Source organism: uncultured Massilia sp. (genome assembly GCF_913773735.1).
Classification (GTDB): Bacteria; Pseudomonadota; Gammaproteobacteria; order Burkholderiales; family Burkholderiaceae_D; genus Telluria.
Genome location: NZ_CAJYEB010000002.1, coordinates 49,082 through 66,182, shown reverse-complemented (window position 1 = coordinate 66,182; position 17,101 = coordinate 49,082). Strand labels below are relative to the sequence as shown.

The 17,101-nt window shown below is 68.8% G+C and carries 15 protein-coding genes; 9 read left to right on the top strand and 6 right to left on the bottom strand.

The annotated features are described in order from the left end of the window. The 3 genes from QZ749_RS00670 (at position 1) to QZ749_RS00660 (ending at position 3,157) form a co-directional block, all read left to right on the top strand. The gene (locus QZ749_RS00670; protein WP_296942202.1) at positions 1–1,521 is read left to right on the top strand and encodes an efflux transporter outer membrane subunit; all 1,521 of its coding nucleotides are present in this window, start codon (positions 1–3) and stop codon (positions 1,519–1,521) included. Positions 1,522–1,917: 396 nt separating this feature from the next. Beyond that, positions 1,918–2,541, top strand: a complete 624-nt coding sequence (locus tag QZ749_RS00665; protein ID WP_296942200.1) for a PEP-CTERM sorting domain-containing protein — start codon at positions 1,918–1,920, stop codon at positions 2,539–2,541. A gap of 67 nt (positions 2,542–2,608) precedes the next feature. After that, a complete protein-coding gene (locus QZ749_RS00660) occupies positions 2,609–3,157 on the top strand; it encodes a DNA-deoxyinosine glycosylase (RefSeq protein ID WP_296942198.1) in 549 nt (182 codons plus the stop codon). Here QZ749_RS00660 and QZ749_RS00655 read toward each other — a convergent pair. Continuing rightward, a complete protein-coding gene (locus tag QZ749_RS00655) occupies positions 3,122–5,155 on the bottom strand; it encodes a PAS domain-containing protein (protein WP_296942197.1) in 2,034 nt (677 codons plus the stop codon). The two genes, QZ749_RS00660 and QZ749_RS00655, sit on opposite strands and share 36 nt — an antisense overlap. Before the next feature lie 533 nt (positions 5,156–5,688). On the opposite strand from QZ749_RS00655, the gene infA reads away from it, so the two are divergent. Continuing rightward, positions 5,689–5,952, top strand: coding sequence for a translation initiation factor IF-1 (gene infA / locus QZ749_RS00650; protein WP_296942196.1), 264 nt, complete (start codon positions 5,689–5,691; stop codon positions 5,950–5,952). A gap of 88 nt (positions 5,953–6,040) precedes the next feature. On the opposite strand, the gene QZ749_RS00645 is transcribed toward infA, so the two are convergent. Together QZ749_RS00645 and QZ749_RS00640 are read right to left on the bottom strand one after the other, a co-directional pair. Then, complete coding sequence (locus QZ749_RS00645) at positions 6,041–7,231, bottom strand: tetratricopeptide repeat protein (RefSeq protein WP_296942195.1); 1,191 nt, start codon at positions 7,229–7,231, stop codon at positions 6,041–6,043. A 79-nt stretch (positions 7,232–7,310) separates the two neighbouring features. Next, entirely contained in the window at positions 7,311–8,174 is an 864-nt protein-coding gene (locus tag QZ749_RS00640) for an HDOD domain-containing protein (protein WP_296942194.1), read from the bottom strand. A gap of 159 nt (positions 8,175–8,333) precedes the next feature. On the opposite strand from QZ749_RS00640, the gene QZ749_RS00635 reads away from it, so the two are divergent. Continuing rightward, positions 8,334–8,903: a DNA-3-methyladenine glycosylase gene (locus QZ749_RS00635; protein ID WP_296942193.1), complete on the top strand. Its 570-nt coding sequence runs from the start codon at positions 8,334–8,336 to the stop codon at positions 8,901–8,903. A gap of 12 nt (positions 8,904–8,915) precedes the next feature. On the opposite strand, the gene QZ749_RS00630 is transcribed toward QZ749_RS00635, so the two are convergent. Both QZ749_RS00630 and QZ749_RS00625 read right to left on the bottom strand, forming a co-directional pair. After that, on the bottom strand, positions 8,916–10,631 hold the full coding sequence (locus tag QZ749_RS00630; RefSeq protein ID WP_296942192.1) for a methyl-accepting chemotaxis protein: 1,716 nt from the start codon (positions 10,629–10,631) through the stop codon (positions 8,916–8,918). A gap of 81 nt (positions 10,632–10,712) precedes the next feature. Further along, positions 10,713–11,165 (bottom strand): cache domain-containing protein, encoded by a 453-nt coding sequence (locus tag QZ749_RS00625; protein ID WP_296942191.1) that lies wholly within the window; start codon positions 11,163–11,165, stop codon positions 10,713–10,715. Positions 11,166–11,433: 268 nt separating this feature from the next. Here QZ749_RS00625 and QZ749_RS00620 point away from each other — a divergent pair, with 268 nt between their 5' ends. The 3 genes from QZ749_RS00620 to QZ749_RS00610 are packed head-to-tail and all read left to right on the top strand — an operon-like array spanning position 11,434 to position 14,992. Next, on the top strand, positions 11,434–12,843 hold the full coding sequence (locus QZ749_RS00620) for a KamA family radical SAM protein (RefSeq protein ID WP_296942190.1): 1,410 nt from the start codon (positions 11,434–11,436) through the stop codon (positions 12,841–12,843). 21 nt (positions 12,844–12,864) lie between these two features. Continuing rightward, entirely contained in the window at positions 12,865–14,172 is a 1,308-nt protein-coding gene (locus QZ749_RS00615) for an MFS transporter (RefSeq protein WP_296942189.1), read from the top strand. Further along, positions 14,141–14,992 (top strand): fumarylacetoacetate hydrolase family protein, encoded by an 852-nt coding sequence (locus QZ749_RS00610; RefSeq protein ID WP_296942188.1) that lies wholly within the window; start codon positions 14,141–14,143, stop codon positions 14,990–14,992. Before QZ749_RS00615 ends, QZ749_RS00610 begins: the two co-directional genes overlap by 32 nt. Before the next feature lie 106 nt (positions 14,993–15,098). Here QZ749_RS00610 and QZ749_RS00605 read toward each other — a convergent pair whose 3' ends face one another. Beyond that, positions 15,099–16,433: an aspartate aminotransferase family protein gene (locus QZ749_RS00605; protein ID WP_296942187.1), complete on the bottom strand. Its 1,335-nt coding sequence runs from the start codon at positions 16,431–16,433 to the stop codon at positions 15,099–15,101. Positions 16,434–16,546: 113 nt separating this feature from the next. Between QZ749_RS00605 and QZ749_RS00600 the strand changes: the two genes are divergently transcribed. Then, positions 16,547–17,101, top strand: coding sequence for a carboxymuconolactone decarboxylase family protein (locus QZ749_RS00600; protein ID WP_296942186.1), 555 nt, complete (start codon positions 16,547–16,549; stop codon positions 17,099–17,101).

Here is a 17,101-nt window from a genome sequence, read left to right as displayed (position 1 = left end):
ATGACATCGATGATTGCACGGGGCGTGGCCCCGAAGTTGGCTCCGCTGTTGGCGGCGCTGCTGCTGACCGCCTGCGCGGCGCCCAGGTTCGAGCAGCCGAGCGTCGCCACCCCGGCGGCGTTCAAGGAAACCCAGGCCGCGCCGGGCGCCAATGCGGTGCGTAGCGCCGCCGACGGCACCACCTGGAAGGTCGGCCAGCCGGCCGAAAGCCAGCCGCGCGGCGAATGGTGGCGCGCCTTCCACGACGGTTCGCTCGATGCCTTGATTGCCGAGGCGACCGCCAACAACCAGAGCCTGACGGTGGCCGCGGCCCGCGTGAAGCAGGCGCGGGCGATCGCCGGCATCGCGGAAAGCGACCGCATCCCGCAGGTCGGCGTCGGCATCGGCGCCCAGCGCGCCCGCCTGTCGCCGCTGGAAGCGCAGCTGCCGGCGGGGTCGCCGGTGGCCGCGACCAACACCTACCAGGCGCAGCTCTCGGCCAGCTACGAGGTCGACCTGTTCGGCCGCGTCTCGTCCAACGTGGCGGCGGCGCGCGGCGACGCCGGCGCGGTGGAAGCGACCTACCGCTCGGTGCTGCTGTCGCTGCAGGCCGACGTAGCCCAGACCTACTTCCGCCTGCGTGCCCTGGACGCCGAGCTGGACACGGTGAACCAGACGGTGAAACTGCGCGAGGAAAGCGTGCGCGTCACCGGCCGCCGCTTCGAGCTGGGCGACATCGGCGAGTTCGACCTGTCGCGGGCGAAGACGGAACTGTCGACGGCGCGCGCCGAGGCCATCGGCCTGCAGCGCCAGCGCGCCACCGCGGAACACGCGCTGGCGGTCCTGCTGGGCAAGCCGGCGTCCAGCTTCAGCGCGCCGGCCGCCCCGCTGGTCGACGCGGCGGCGCTGCCGGTGATCCCGGCCGGCCTGCCGTCGGCGCTGCTGGAACGCCGTCCCGACATCGCCAGCGCCCAGCGCACGATGGAAGCGGCCAATGCCCGCATCGGCGTCGCCCGCTCCGCCATGTTCCCGGCGCTGAACATCAGCGCCGCGGGCGGCGGCGTCGGCACCAGCATGGCCGAGGTGTTCAAGTGGAGCAGCCGTTCCTGGCTGCTGGGCGCGGCGCTGTCGATGCCCCTGATCGACGGCGGCCGCAACCGCAACAACGTCGTGCGCAGCGAAGCGGCGCTGGAAGAGGCGGTGGGTTCCTACCGCCAGAGCGTCCTGACGGCATTCGCCGAGGTCGAGGACAACCTGGCCGGCCTGCGCATCCTGGCCGGGCAGAGCGCCGAGATCGAGGCGGCCGTGGTGTCGGCGCGCCGCTCGGCGGACCTGGCGCAGAAGCTGTACGACGCCGGCCGCGGCAGCTACCTCGAACTGCTGGACGCCCAGCGCAACCTGGCGGTGGTGGAACGCAACGCCGTGCAACTGCGCGGCGACCGCGCCATCACCACGGTGGCGCTGATCCGCGCGCTGGGCGGCGGCTGGGATGCCGGTGGCACCGCAAGCCGCGCCGACGATACGGCGCAGGCGCGCAACTGATGGCGTGATCGATTCGAGCGTGGACTTGGACGAAGTCCCTGGCTAGCCGATGCTGGACCGGTAATGCCCTTTGCGGCGGTACGTGCAAGCGTACCGCCGCTTTTTTTTGACGGTCCCGGCCACGGTGCTGTCGGAAAAATTGACAGGAATCGTTCGCTGGAAGCCAGGAATCCCCGGAATCGACAGCGATTTTTCGTATTGGGCGAGCACGCGGCGGTCTTTGCATGGTGCAACTTATGCATTTCGACAATTTAATGTCGGAAAATTTTACATGGTATGGCGACGTACCAGCCGTGAGATGGATAAGTTGATGATTATCAAGGAGATGTTATGCCTGGCACTGGAATTGCTTTAAAAAGTGCATTGAGGTAATAATCATTAATAATTGGAAATGAAATGCGCACTCTTCTCCTGACCGCCGCCACCGCTGCCATCCTCGCCGCCGGCAGCGCCCAAGCCCACTATATCCCGGTTGCTACGGGCAAGAGCGACATCGGCTCCGACGCCACCAGCGTCGTCTCGGACGGCCAAGGCTACAGCAAGACCTGGGGCCTGGGCAGTGCCCAGTACAGCGACGTGACGCTGACGATCTGGGCAAAGGGCGACTACGACAATATCTTCAGCAGCAACGAATACCTGAACCTGTTCATCGACGGCACCCAGTACGCGCACTGGAGCCTGACCAGCAACCAGGGCGTCAGCTGGAGCGGCCTCAGCTACACCATGGTGGGTACGGTATCCCTGAGCGCCGACCAGTGGGCGACGATCGCGGCGGACAAGTTCATGACGGTGTCGTGGGCCAACACGCCCAACGTGCAGGCGTCGAGCGGCGACTACGTGAGCTACAGCGTGCAGGGCACCCTGAAGCCGGTCACCGCGCCGACGACGCCGGGCACGGGCACGGGTTCCGGCTCGGGTTCGAACGCGAACACCGGCACCGCCGTCCCGGAACCGGGCACGCTGGCCCTGTTCGGTCTGGGCCTGGCCGGCCTGGGGCTGCTGCGTCGCCGCAAGGGCTGAGGCGGCACGACGCGGTGGACGGTATGCCGTCTGCCGCGTCCGGCGTATCCGGACTATGATCTCGATCATGTCCGATTCGCTCCTCACCGGGCTCGCGCCCGTCATCGATCCCGCCACCCGCATCCTCATCCTGGGCAGCTTCCCGGGCGCCGCGTCGCTGGCGGCGGGACAGTACTACGCCCATCCGCGCAACCAGTTCTGGAAACTGGTCGGCGCGCTGGTCGGCGAAGACCTGTATTCCCTGCCGTACGCAGAACGCCTGCCGCGCCTGCTGGCGCACCGTTTCGGCCTGTGGGACGTGCTGGCCGCCTGCGAGCGCGCAGGCAGCCTCGATGCCGCCATCCGCAAGCCGGCCGCCAACGACTTCGCACGCTTGCGCCTGCTGTGTCCGGCGCTGGAGACGGTGGGATTCAATGGCCGGACGTCGGGAAAATTCGCGCCGCAGTTCGCAGCGCACGGTTATCGCACGGTGGTGCTGCCGTCGTCGTCGCCGGCCAATGCCGCCATGTCCTTCGACGGAAAGCTCCAGTACTGGCGGCAGCTGATGGAGAACGGCCAGGAGCCTGCCTCGCGGCCACGCTCAGTCCTGCGGCTCGACCAGGGCGCGGATGCGTGAAGCCAGGGCCTGCATGTCGAATGGCTTGGTCATCACCTGCATGCCGGGCATCAGGTGCCCGTTGCCGACGGCCGCATTCTCGGCGTAGCCGGTGATGAACAGTACCTTCAGTTCGGGGCGCACCTGGCGGCCGGCGTCGGCCATCTGCCGGCCATTGAGGCCTCCCGGCAGGCCCACGTCCGACACCAGCAGGTCGATCGGCACGTCCGATTGCAGGATCTTCAATCCCGTCGCGCTGTCGCCCGCTTCCAGCGCGGTATATCCCAGGTCGCCGATCGTTTCCATGACGAGCATGCGGATCATCGGCTCGTCGTCGACGATCAGCACACTGCGCGGCTTCTCCACGGCGGCGGGCAAGGCCGTGACGGCGCTTTCCTGCTCGGCCTGCACGTCGCCGACATGCCGCGGGAGATACAGGCACACGGTCGTGCCCACGCCGGGTGCGGAGTCGATGCGGGCCTGGCCGCCGGACTGCCTGGCGAATCCGTACACCATGGACAAGCCGAGTCCCGTACCCTCGCCGACGGGTTTCGTGGTGAAAAACGGTTCGAACGCCTTGTCGAGGATGTCCGGCGCCATGCCCACGCCCGAGTCGCTGACGCTGAGAGAAAGATAGGGGCCCGAGGGAATATCGTGCAGGTGCGCAGTGTGCTCGTCCAGCCAGCGGTTGCCGGTCTCGATCGTGATGTGGCCGCCGTCGGGCATGGCATCGCGCGCGTTGATGCAGAGATTCAGGAGCGCGTTTTCGAGCTGGGATGGATCGACGAGCGTGTGCCACAAGTCCGGCGCACTGATCACGTTCACGGCAATGCCGGGGCCGACCGTGCGCTGGACCAGTTCCAGCATGTCGGCGACGAGCCGGTTGACGTCGGCCGGCCGCGGGTCCAGCGTCTGGCGGCGGGAAAAGGCCAGCAGCCGGTGGGTCAGGGCGGCAGCGCGCTTGACGCCGCTTTGCGCGGTCAGGATGTAGCGCTCGACATCCTTGAACTGGCCGTTCAACGCGCGCAATTGCATCAGCTGCAAGGCGCCCGAGATGCCTGCCAGCAGATTGTTGAAATCATGCGCCAGGCCGCCGGTCAACTGGCCGACCGCTTCCATCTTTTGCGACTGGCGTAATGCCTCCTGGGTCTCGACGAGCTTCGCGGTACGTTCCTCCACACGCTGCTCGAGGGTGGCGTTCAGGTCGCGCAGCTGGGCGGTGACCCTGTCACGCTCCGCTTCCACCCCGCGCCGCGCAGTGATGTCGATCAATACGCCGGGGAACCGGTCCGGATTGCCGTCGTCGTCCAGCTCGACCCGGCCGTTGGCCTCCACCCAGTAATAGGCACGATCGTGGCGGCGTACCCGGTATTGATGCATGTAGGCGCCGCCTTCCTTCACCGCCTGGGTGACGGCCTCGATGAGTCCGGCCTTGTCGTCCGGGTGGACGGTGCCGATCACCTGTTCCAGGCTGATGCCTTGATGGCCCAGCGCCGGGTCCAGCCCGAAAGCGTTGGCGAAACCCGCATCGACGGTGAACTGGTTGGTCTTGATATCCCAGACCCACGTGCCCACGATGGCGCCGGCGGCCAGGGCGAGCTGCACGCGTTCCGCGTTCGCGCGTGCGGCGATGGCATGCAAGCGCGTTGCGTTGTCCGCTTGCTTGCGCGTGGTGATGTCGACGGCGGTGCCGGAAAACCGCACGGGCCTGCCATGGGCGTCATCGATGAGCTTGCCTTTGCACTCGACCCAGCGCAATGGCTCGCCAGGAATGGCCAGGCGATACTCCACCAAAAAGTCGGTGCCCCGCATGAAGGTGTCGCGAATGTCTTCGCGCAGCCTCGGCAGGTCGTCGACCACCACGAACGCCTGATAGTCTTCCATGGTCAGGCCTGCGGCCGTCTTTTCCGGGTCGAGCCCGTACAGCCGCGCGAAGTTGACGTCCCCATGCAGCAGGTTGCTGTCGAGCATCCAGTCCCACAGGCCGACGACGCCCGACGCCGATAGCGCGAGTTCCAATCGTTCATTGACGGCGCACAGGCGGGCTTGTTCCCGATGAAGCCGTTCGATGTCCGCTTGCAGGGAGGCGACGGTAGGGGGAGCGGCAGGAATCGGTCGGGAGGGCATGACAGGCAGGAAAGGGGAACAAGCGCGTACTCTACACTGCCTGCAGCGCCTGGCGCGGACGCATTGCCCCATCCCCTTGGGGGTTACCCGTGGTATAGTGGGGACGTGCATGCGAGCATGCATGAAGAAATGACAAGCTTGCCGACAACGTCCGGCCTGGTGCGATCCACCGCCAAGAAGAATAATTCGAAGACATTTTCGATTTCCCCTTTTTTTCTGGCGCAACGTCCCCATCTCGGATGCATCCCCAAGTTCACGGCGCCACGAACCCGCTGGCGCCGTCCTTTTTTCCCCCGTTTCGACGATGACGATGCATGGCCGGCGCCCCGAGGATGGCGCTGCGATCGGTATTTCCCGATCGCGGGCATTGCCATTGGCGCTGTGGAAAAAGCTTGGTCTGTAACACTTATGAAAGGACACGCACCATGAAAGAAGATCTGATCGAAATGATGGGCAAGGTCACCGAGGTACTGCCGGAAATGCGTTTCCGCGTCGACCTCGAGAATGGTCATCAACTGGTCGCTTACACGTCCGGCCGCATGAAGAAGAACCATATCCGCATCATCGCCGGCGACCGCGTCAGCCTGGAGATGTCGCCGTACGACCTGAACAAGGGCCGTATCGTGTTCCGTCACCTGGAAACGCGCGGTTCCCCGCCGCCGGCAGGCGCGCGCCAGCGCCGCCGCTGATCCGGCGCCACGCTGGCAGGTAGGGCAGGCACGGCCGCGCCGTCCGCATCCATGGGTGCGGACGGCGCGGCCGTTTTCGTTGGCGCCGTCAGTGGATGCGCAGGATACCCGCGTCCTGGCGCCGCAGGGTGGCCAGCTTGGCCGCGTAGCGCTCGCGCGTGTCGCCGCGCACGCTGTGCTGCACGGCCAGCGCCAGCTCGGCCTGGGCCTTGCGGGTCTCGCCCAGGCGCAGGTAGGCCATCGCCAGCCAGAAGTGGAATTCGTCGGAATAGGGCGCGCGCCGCACCTCGCGCGCGAACAGGTCGCGCGCGGCGGCGTAGTCGCCGCGTTCCAGTGCGTCCATGCCCAGGTTGAAATCATGGAAGGGCGGCACCGGCTGCAGCAGCGCCAGGCGCCGCGCGATGGCGCGCGCCTCGGCGTCGCGGCCCAGCGAGGCCAGCAGCGGGCCGAGGTTCTGCAGCACCGGCAGGTTTTCCGGCGCGCGCGCCAGGGCGGCGCGCAAGGCCCGTTCGGCCAGCAGCGCGTCGCCGTGGCGCTGGTAGATCACGCCCAGCGTGTTGTAGGCGGTGGCGTCGCCGGGGGCCGCCATGATCGCGGCGCGCGCCCACCAGTAGGCGTCGTCGACGTTGCCGCCCATGAGCGTCTCGACGGCGCGGTTGTTCAGGTACAGGGCCTCGATGTCCCGTTGCGCCAGCGGGTACGCGTGCAGGCGGCTGGCTTCGGGCGGGGAGAGGAAGTCGACCACCAGCATGGTGTCGGGATCGGCGCCGTTGGTCGTGTTGCGGTTGCCGAGCGCGATGTTGACGTGGGTGGACAGCACGTACAGGCCGTTCTCGCGGGTCCAGGTCTCGTCCGTCGTCTGGATGCCCTGGTAGCGCACCACCATGCCGAGTTCCCTGGCGAAGGCCGCCGTCATGATCACCAGCGACAGGCAGTTGCCGGAGCGCGCCGCATAGGTCTCGGCCGCGGTGCGCGTCACGCGCGCGTCGTATTCGAGCAGCAGGTCGCTCTTGCTGTACAGGGCGTCGAGCAGGCCCTGCTTGGGATCCCGGTTGCGCAGGTGGCGCGCGAAGGCGGCACTGCGCAGGTAGGTCCGCATGGCGGGGCTGAGGGCGAACAGGCCGTCGGTGCCGATCGCCTGCGACGGCGGCGCGAACGACGCGTCGGCGAACAGGGCGGGAGGAACGGACGGCGGCGGCGCCGTCGCGGCGCAGCCGCACAGCAGCAGTGCCTGGATCAGGATGGGCAGCAGCAACAGCTGCCGGAACGCGCGTTCCACGGTCTCCTCCTTGGCGTCGGGCGCCTCGGTAGCTTATGACCGCAGTATCCGCCGCCGGCCGGCGGATGTAAAGACGCGTTCAGTCCTCGTGGAAGGCTTCCAGCAGCTCGTCGAGCAGTTCGGCGGTTTCCTCGTCGGACAGGCCGAGGTAGGCGAGGGCGCGCGCGCCGCCCTTGTTCCATTCGAGCGATTCGACGTGGCCCTGGTACTTGCAGATCGCGCTTTCGGCCAGCAGCGACAGCGCCACCAGCGAGCGCACCGTGGAGGCGGTGTCGGCGTCGTCCAGCACCGCGTAGTCGTGGTGGTGCAGGATGGCCCAGGCGACGTCGCCGGCCAGGCCCCAGTTGCGCGCCAGCAAGGTGCCGACGGCGGCGTGGCTGGTGCTGTGGCGCTCGTCTTCCAGCGCCGTGAACGGGCGATCGGCTTCCAGCGAGGCCGCCGCGTAGGTGGCGCCGTAGTCGGCGAAGCGGTCCATCAGCAGCGGCACGCCGGTGTCGCAGAACAGGCCGAAGGTGTGCGCCACGTCCGGCTCGCCGATGCGCAGGCGGCGCGACAGGAACACCATCGCCTGGGCGCGCCGGCTCGACAGGTCCCAGAAGCTCGCCAGCGCCGCGCTGTTGGCGGGAATCGCGCGGCGCGCCAGCAGGCCGGTCATCAGGGCGGCGACCTGGTTAATGCCGAGGAACAGGATCGCCTGCTCGATCGACTTGGCCTTGCGTCCGCCGAACACGGCGGAATTGGCCAGCTTCAGCAGGGCGCCCGACATGCCGACGTCGCTGGCGACGATGCGGCCGATCGTTTCCGGGCTCGGGTCGGGCGACGCCAGTTCGCGTTGCAGGTCGGCCAGCAGGCTCGGACGCGGCGGGATGCGGATCGACTTGATCAGGGTATCGACGGGATCTTCGGCGGCGCTCGGTCGCGCCAGGGCGGCTGCTGTGGTCATGGCTTGGCGGGAAAACAATGCTGCGACGATGCCGCACGGAAATATCTACAAAGCTCGTCACTATAAACCAGTACCGTCAAAGTTGCAGCAACGTATTGCTTTTATGTAGCAAATCCGACAGTGCGACCGGGCGTGGTTGTCGCCGCTACAATGCGGGCCATGTCTTCTTCCATTCTTGCCGGTATTGACTTCCTGGCACCATCGCACGTGGTGGCCCGCCAGCTGATCGGCGTGACCGTGCTGGTCGACGGCGTGGGCGGGCGCATCGTCGAGACCGAGGCCTACGACGGCGAGGATCCGGCCTCGCACACCTACGGCGGGCGCACCGACCGCAATTTCGCGATGTTCGGTCCGCCCGCGCACGCCTACGTCTACCGATCCTATGGCATCCACTGGTGCCTGAACTTCGTCTGCCGCGAGGAAGGGCACGGCGCCGGGGTGCTGATCCGCGCGCTCGAGCCGCTGGCCGGCCTGGACGCGATGCGCGCACGGCGCGCCAGCGGCGATGCGTGGACGCTTTGTTCCGGTCCCGGCAAGCTGTGCCAGGCCCTCGGCGTGACGCGCGCGCTGAACGCGCTGCCGCTGGACGGGGCGCCGTTCGCCCTGCTGCCGGCCCAGCCGGGGATCGCGGTGGTGGAAGGGCCGCGCATCGGCATCTCGAAGGCGGTCGACGTGCCGTGGCGCTTCGGCGAGGCCGGCTCGCGCTGGGTCAGCAAGCCGTTCCGCTGACCCGCACCCGGCTCAGGCCGCGCGGCGCGGCCGTTCCTGGCGCGCCGGCTGGCGCTGCGGCCGGTGCTGCAGCGCCGGGCGCGCCCGCAGCGGGCTGTCCGGCGCGCGCCGCTCGGGCCGGGCTTGCGGTGCCGGCGCCGCGGCATCTGCGTTGGCGCCGGCGTCGGGCAGGATCGCCTCGACCCCGTCGACCTGGAACACCGACACGGCCTGCGCCAGCCTGACGGTCTGCTCGTGCAGGCTGGCCGCCGCCGCCGCGGCCTGCTCGACCAGGGCCGCGTTCTGCTGGGTCATGTCGTCCATGTGGCCGACGGCGAGGTTGACCTCGGCGATGCCCTGGGCCTGCTCGCTGCTGGCGGCGCTGATGCGCTGGATGATCTCGTCCACCTGGCGCACCGAGGCCACCACGCTGCCCATGCTGGCGCCGGCTTCGTCCACCGAGGCGCTGCCGCTGTCGATGATCGCCACCGAGTCGGCGATCAGCGCCTTGATCTCCTTCGCGGCCGAGGCCGAGCGCTGGGCCAGCGTGCGCACCTCGGCCGCCACCACGGCGAAGCCGCGCCCCTGTTCGCCGGCGCGCGCCGCCTCCACCGCCGCGTTCAGCGCCAGCAGGTTGGTCTGGAACGAGATGCCGTCGATGACGCCGATGATCTCGACGATCTTGCGCGAGCTGGCGCGGATCGATTCCATGGTCTGCACCGCGCGGTCGACCGCCTGGCCGCCGCCGCCGGCCAGGCGCACCGCCTCGGAGGCCAGCGCGGCGGCCTCGCGCGCGCTGTCGGCATTGCCCTTGACGGCCTGCGTCAGCGTCGCCATCGCGCTCGCCGTTTCTTCCAGCGAGCCGGCCTGCATCTCGGTGCGCGTCGACAGGTCGAGGTTGCCGCTCGCGATCTCGCGCGAGGCCGTGTCGATCGAGCGCACCGCGTCGAGCACGCTGCGCAGCGTGCGGTTCAGGTTCGCGATGGTGCGGTCGAGGGCGCGCGCGGTGTCCCCGATCTCGTCCCTTCCGGCGTTGCCGGCGCTGCCCTCCAGCCGTCCCTGGGCCAGTTCGTGCACGACGCCGGAAATGGCGCCGATGTCGCGCAGCATGGCGCGGCGCACGCGCACCGTCACCACCAGCGACAGCACGATCGACAGCACCACCAGCGCCGTCATCGCGCGGCCCAGCCCGAGGAACTCGGCGCGCGCCGCGGCCATGGCCTGTTCGCTGAGCGTCTTTTCCAGCGCCGCCAGCCGGGCCAGCTGCGTATTCAGGACGCCGAATTCCTTTTCCGCCTTCTGCATCGCGTTGGTGGCGATCGACTGGTCGACCTGGGCCAGCTCGATGGTCTCCTGCACGGCCTTGCGGTAGGCCGCCAGCGCGGCCAGCGAGGCATCGACGGGCTGGCGTTCGGCGCCGTCCGTCACGCGCGCCAGCGCGTCCAGCCGGCTCTTGACGCCGGCATGGCGCGCATGGATGTCGGCCACCAGGCCGTCCAGCCGATTGCGGGCGAAACTGCCGCTGACCCAGGCCAGCAGCTGGTAGGCATTGGCATGCACGTACTTGGCGTCGCCGGCGACGTCGGCCACGTCCTTCAGGCGCGCCGCGCGCACCTGCACCATGTTTTCCAGCGATGCGTTCTGGCGCACCATCCCGTAATACGCGGCGCCCGACAGCGTCAACAGCAACACCAGCACCATGCCGGGCGCCAGCAGCAGCTTCGGACCGATTCGCAGTTTGTTCAGCATGCTTCGCTCCCGCAGGACAAGACGACGGACGCCGGAAGCGTCCGCGATGGCGATCGCCGGCAGGCGCCGGCAGGCGCGACGTTATTTTTTATACAGGCCGGCCTCGAGGACGACGCCATCGACCAGCAGGATGTAGGTGGTCTTCGGCTCGATCTTGCCGGTGGTCGGGTTCTTGTACTGGTAGTCGACCCAGCCCTTGCCCTTGGCGGCGGCCAGCTCGATGATCTCGCGGCGGTACTTCTTGCCGTTCGCGTCCGGCACGTCGGTCAGGTCCTTGCCGACGATAGACGGGTTGTACGGGTGGGCCAGCACGATGCCGGTCTTGACGTCGCGCATGTCGACGTACAGCGAGCCCTGGACGAAATCCGGATCCTTGGCGTTGATGCGCTTCATCATCTCGTCCTTGCCCTTGGCCTTGATCAGCGCCGCGCCGCGCTCGGCCATGGCGATGGCGTCCTTTTCGGTCGGGTCGGCGAAGGCGGGGCTGGCGGCGAGGCACAGGGCGATGGCGGCGGTGGTGACGAACGGTTTCATGGGAGGTCCTTTCAGGAAATGTTGCCTATTTGCATTGCCTACTCTACGTCGCGTGGCGCTACCTGCTGTTGCGCTCGCACAAGCGCTATCCGGTGGCTGCTGTGCCAGCGCAAGCACGATGCTGATCTTGCGCATTGCATGTGAGGATTGGTGAGAAAGCGCGGAAGTACTTGATTCGTGGCAACTCGCGGCATGGCGTGCCGACTACTATTGGTTCCTGAAGGAAACAGTTTTCGTACATCAACCCATGACCATCCTGGAGAACCCCGTGAGCCTTGACGCGACGCCAGCGAAGTTCAAGCCCTATACCCGCCAGTCGATCTCCACCGCGCGCCAGTGGCAGTGGCTGAGTCCCGAACTGCAGGAAGCGGTGCAAGTGGTTTCCCATGTGCTGCCGTTCCGCACCAACGAATACGTGATGGAACAGCTGATCGACTGGAGCCGCGTGCCGGACGATCCGATCTACCGCCTGACCTTCCCGCACCGCGACATGCTGCCCGCGCAGGAGTACGCGGCCCTGCGCGAGCTGGTGCTGTACAAGAAGGACGACGCCGCCACGGCGCGCCTGGTGCGCGAGATCCGCATGCGCATGAACCCGCACCCGGCCGGCCAGATGACGCACAACGTGCCGCGCGTGAACGACGCGCCGCTCAAGGGCCTGCAGCACAAGTACAAGGAGACGGTGCTGTTCTTCCCGAGCGCGGGCCAGACCTGCCACGCCTACTGCACCTTCTGCTTCCGCTGGCCGCAGTTCGTCGGCATGGACGAGATGAAGTTCGACGCGCGCGAGTGCACCGAGCTGGTGTCCTACCTGGCCACGCATCCGGACGTCACCGACGTCCTGATCACCGGCGGCGACCCCATGATCATGAACACGCGCTCGCTGGCCGGCTTCATCGAGCCGCTGCTGGCGCCGGAGCTGGCGCACATCCAGAACATCCGCATCGGCACCAAGTCGGTGGCGTACTGGCCGCAGCGCTTCGTGTCGGACAAGGACGCGGACGACCTGATGCGCCTGTTCGAGAAGGTCGTCGGGGCCGGCAAGAACCTGGCGCTGATGGGCCACTACAACCACGCGGTCGAGCTGCGTTCGCCCATCGCCCGGCAGGCCGTCAAGCGCATCGTCGGCACCGGCGCCACGCTGCGCATGCAGGCCCCGCTGATCCGCCACATCAACGAGGACCCGGCCAGCTGGGCCGAGCTGTGGACCACCGGCGTGCGCCTGGGCGCCATCCCGTACTACATGTTCGTCGAGCGCGACACCGGCCCGCGCGACTACTTCGCGCTGCCGCTGGCGCGCGCCCACGAGATCTTCCAGGCCGCCTACAGCATGGTCTCGGGCCTGTCGCGCACCGTGCGCGGGCCGTCGATGAGCGCCTTCCCCGGCAAGGTCGTGATCGACGGCGTGGTCACGATCAACGGCGAGAAGCTGTTCGCCCTGCAGTTCCTGCAGGCGCGCAATCCCGACTGGGTGCGCCGGCCGTTCTTCGCCAGGTACGACGCCGAAGCGACCTGGCTCGACCACCTGAAGCCGGCGTTCGGCCGCAAGCGGTTCTTCTTCGAGGGCGACGAGGCCCAGGACCACGACCACGTGCCGCCCGGGCGCGTGATTCCGATCCTGCCGGCGGCGCAGCCGTTCGACCGCCGCGCCAGCGACAGCCAGCCCAGCGCCGCCTGACCCGCCGGGCCGGAGACTCCCATGGACGCCGATCGTGCCACCGCGCGCCTGGGCGGCGCGGCGGTGTTCTTCTACGTATTCCTGCCGTTCGCGCTGGGCCACTACCTGTCCTCGCTGCTGCGCAACGTGAACGCCGTGCTGGCGCCCGACCTGGTCGGCGCGCTGGCGCTCGGTCCGGGCCAGCTGGGGCTGCTCACCAGCGCCTTCTTCTGCGCCTTCGCCCTGGCCCAGCTGCCGGTCGGGATCGCGCTCGACCGCTACGGGCCGCGCCGCGTGCAGCTGGTGCTGATGCTGCTGGCGGCGCTGGGCGCGCTGCTGTTCGCGTGCGGGCGCAGCTTCGAGCAGCTGGTGCTGGCGCGCGCCGTCATCGGCTGCGGCCTGGGCGGCTGCTTCATGTCGGCCGTGAAGGCGGTGGCGACCTGGGTCGAACCGAAGCGCCTGCCGTCGGTGCAGGGCTACCTGATCGCGGTGGGCGGCCTGGGCGCGGCGTCCGCCACGCTGCCGGTGCGCGCGCTGCTGCACCATACCGACTGGCGCGGCCTGTTCGTCCTGTTCGCGCTGCTGAGCGCCTGCGCCGGCATCCTGATCTGGCTCGTCACCCCGCGCAGCGGCGGCGACGGCGGCAAGGGCGGGGCGGCGCCCACGGTGCGCTCGGTGCTGGACGTCTACCGCGCGCCGGCGTTCCGCGCCACGGTCGCGCTGGTGCTGGTCCCGCATGCCGTGTTCTTCGGCCTGCAGGGCCTGTGGATCGGGCGCTGGCTGTCCGACGTGGCGCGCTTTTCCGACGCCGCCGTGGCCTACCTGCTGTACCTGGGCATGGCCTCGGTGATCTTCGGCGCCATCGCGGTCGGCATGATCACCGAGTGGGCGGGACGGCGCGGCATCGCGGCGCTGGACGTGGCCGCCGCCGGGGTGCTGGTGTTCGTGCTGGTGCAGGCGGCCATGGTGTGCGACTGGCGTCCCAGCCTGCAGACGCTGTCGGTGCTGTTCACGCTGGTGGGCACCATCACCGGCATCGAGTACGCGATCGTCGCGCAAAGCCTGCCGCGCGCGCTGACGGGACGCGCGGCGACCTGCCTGAACCTCCTGATCTTCGTCGGCGCCTTCCTGGTGCAGGCCGGCTTCGGCCAGGTCGTCGGCCTGTGGCCCGCCGACGCGGCCGGCCATTATCCGGCGACGGCCTACCGGGTGGCGTTCGGCGCGCTGGCGGCGCTGCAGGTGCCGGGGCTGGTCCGCCACTACCTGCGGCGCCGTCCGGTAGAATGCGGAATCGCTATGATCACCCAGAAGGAAGACTATGAGATTGGTTCGTTACGGTCGCCCCGGTAAGGAAAAGCCTGGCCTGTTCGACGAAGAGGGCCGCCTGCGCGACCTGTCCGGCATCGTCGCCGACATCGATGGCGCGGTGATGTCGGAAAAGGCCTTGCGCAAGCTGGCCAAGGTCGACTGGAAGACCCTGCCGCTGGTGCGCGGCAATCCGCGCCTCGGCGTGCCGGTCAAGGGCGTCGGCAAGTTCATCGGCATCGGCATGAACTACGCCGACCACGCGCGCGAAACGGGCGCGCCGGTCCCGAAGGAACCGATCCTGTTCATGAAGGCGACCAGCAGCCTGTCCGGCCCGGACGATCCGGTGCAGCTGCCGAAGGGCTCGAAGAAGACCGACTGGGAAGTCGAGCTGGGCGTCGTGATCGGCACCCGCGCGCAGTACGTGAGCGAAGCCGACGCGCTGGCCTGCGTGGCCGGCTACTGCGTCGTCAACGACCTGTCCGAGCGCGCCTTCCAGTTCGAGATGGGCTCGCAGTGGGACAAGGGCAAGGGCTGCGACACCTTCGGCCCGGTCGGCCCGTTCCTGGTGACCAAGGACGAGATCTACGACGTGCAGGACCTCGACCTGTACCTGGAGCTGAACGGCAAGCGCATGCAGACGGGGAACACCTCGACGATGATCTTCACGGTGGCCCAGATCGTCAGCTACGTGTCGCGCTTCATGACGCTGGAGCCGGGCGACATCATCACCACCGGCACGCCGCCGGGCGTCGGCCTGGGCCGCAGCCCGCAGCGCTTCCTCAAGAAGGGCGACAAGCTGCGCCTGGGCATCGCGGGGCTGGGCGAGCAGCAGCAGGAAGTGGTGGCGTTCCCGAAGGCGTAACGCCGGCGATACGTCGTCCCCGCGCAGGCGGGGACCCAATTTTCACGCATCCCGACGGCGCCTGCACATTGGATCCCCGCCTGCGCGGGGATGACGCCGGTCGATGTCACCGTGCCGTCCCGTTCACGGCCGCATCCACCGATTGCCGCAACCTCTCCACGATTTCCGCCAGCTCCGCCTCGCTGGCGATGAACGGCGGCGCCAGCAGCACGTGGTCGCCCTGGCGGCCGTCGATCGTGCCGCCCATCGGATACACCAGCAGCCCGTTGCGCAGCGCCTGTTCCTTGATGGCGGCGTGCAGCTTGCGTTCCGGCGCGAACGGCGCCTTGCCGGCCCGGTCGCGCACCAGCTCCAGCGCCAGGAACAGCCCGCGCCCGCGGATGTCGCCCACGTGCGGATGGTCGCCGAAGGCCTCGCCCAGCATGCGCCACAGCGCGGCGCCGCGGCGGCGCACCTGGGCCAGCAGGTCGTCGCGCTCGATGACCTGCTGCACCGCCAGCGCGGCCGCCGCCGCCACCGGATGGCCGATGTAGGTGTGCCCATGCAGGAAGGTGCCGCTGCCGGCGCGCAGGCAGTCGACGATGGCGGCGCCGGCCAGCACGGCGCCGATCGGCTGGTAGCCGGCGCCCAGCCCCTTGGCCACCGTGACGATGTCCGGCGCCACGCCGTCCTGCTCGATCGCGTACATGGTGCCGGTGCGGCCCATCCCGCACATCACCTCGTCGGCGATGAACAGGATGCCGTACTTGTCGCACAGCGCGCGCACGCCGCGGAAGTAGCCGGGCGTGGGCGGGATCGCGCCGCCGGTCGCGCCCACCACCGGTTCGGCGACGAAGGCGATCACCTGGTCCGGTCCCGCGCGCAGGAACGCCGTCTCCAGTTCGTCCAGCAGCATCGCGGTGTAGGCGTCCACGCCCTGGCCGGGGGCGCGGCCGCGGTATTCGTAGCAGGCCGACACGCGCTCGACGTCGGCCAGCAGCGGCGCGAACGGCGCACGGCGCCACTCGTTGCCGCCCACGGCCAGCGCGCCGAGCGTGTTGCCGTGGTAGCTCTGGCGCCGCGCGACGAAGCGGGTGCGGCGCGGCTGGCCGGCCTCGACGAAGTACTGGCGCGCCAGCTTCAGCGCCGTCTCCATCGCCTCCGAGCCGCCCGACACCAGGTACACGCCGGCGATGCCGTCCGGGGCGCCAGCCACCAGGCGGTCGGCCAGCTCCTCGGCCACGTCGGTGGTGAAGAAGGCCGTGTGCGCGTAGGCGCAGCGGTCGATCTGGCGGTGCATGGCGGCGATCACGTCCGGGTGGCCGTGCCCCAGCGAGGAAACGGCCGCGCCGCCGCTGGCATCGAGGTAGCTGCGTCCGCCGGCGTCGCGCAGGTGGATGCCGTTGCCGCCGGCCGCGACGGGCGGCGTGTGGCGCAGGCTGCGGTGCAGGATATGGCTCATGGCGGGTCTCCCTGGGATCGAAACGCTTGACGATAGGCGCGAACCGGCCGGATTCCTTTGATTTTTGCCTTGAGTCATGCGAGTATTTTTCGCCCAGACAACTTTTACCCGCCATGACCGAGCGCCTGCGCCCCCTCCCGCCAGAAGACTGGACCGACGCCCAGCGCGCCGCCGCCCAGGACATCGTCGACGGCCCGCGCGGCGGCCTGTACGGCCCCTTCATCCCGCTGCTGCGCAGCCCCGAGCTGATGGGCCATGCGCAGCGGCTGGGCGAATACCTGCGCTACCGCAGCGCCATCGGCACGCGGCTGTCGGAACTGGCGATCCTGGTCACGGCGCGCGAATGGGACCAGCAGGTGGAATGGGCGATCCATGCGCCGATCGCGCTGCAGGTCGGCATCACCCAGGACGTCATCGACGCCATCGCGCGGCGCGAGCGGCCGGCGGCCCTGCTGGTGGACGAGGGCGTGGTCTACGATTTCTGCATCGAGCTGCAGCGCGCCAGGCGGGTGTCGGACCGCGTCTACGGCGACGCCCTGGCGCTGTTCGGCGAGCAGGGCGTCGTGGACCTGATGGGGGTCAACGGTTACTACACGTTCCTGGCGATGGTGATGAACACCGCCAGGACCGCGGCGCCGCCGTCGTCCGCGGCGCCGCTGCCGGACTAG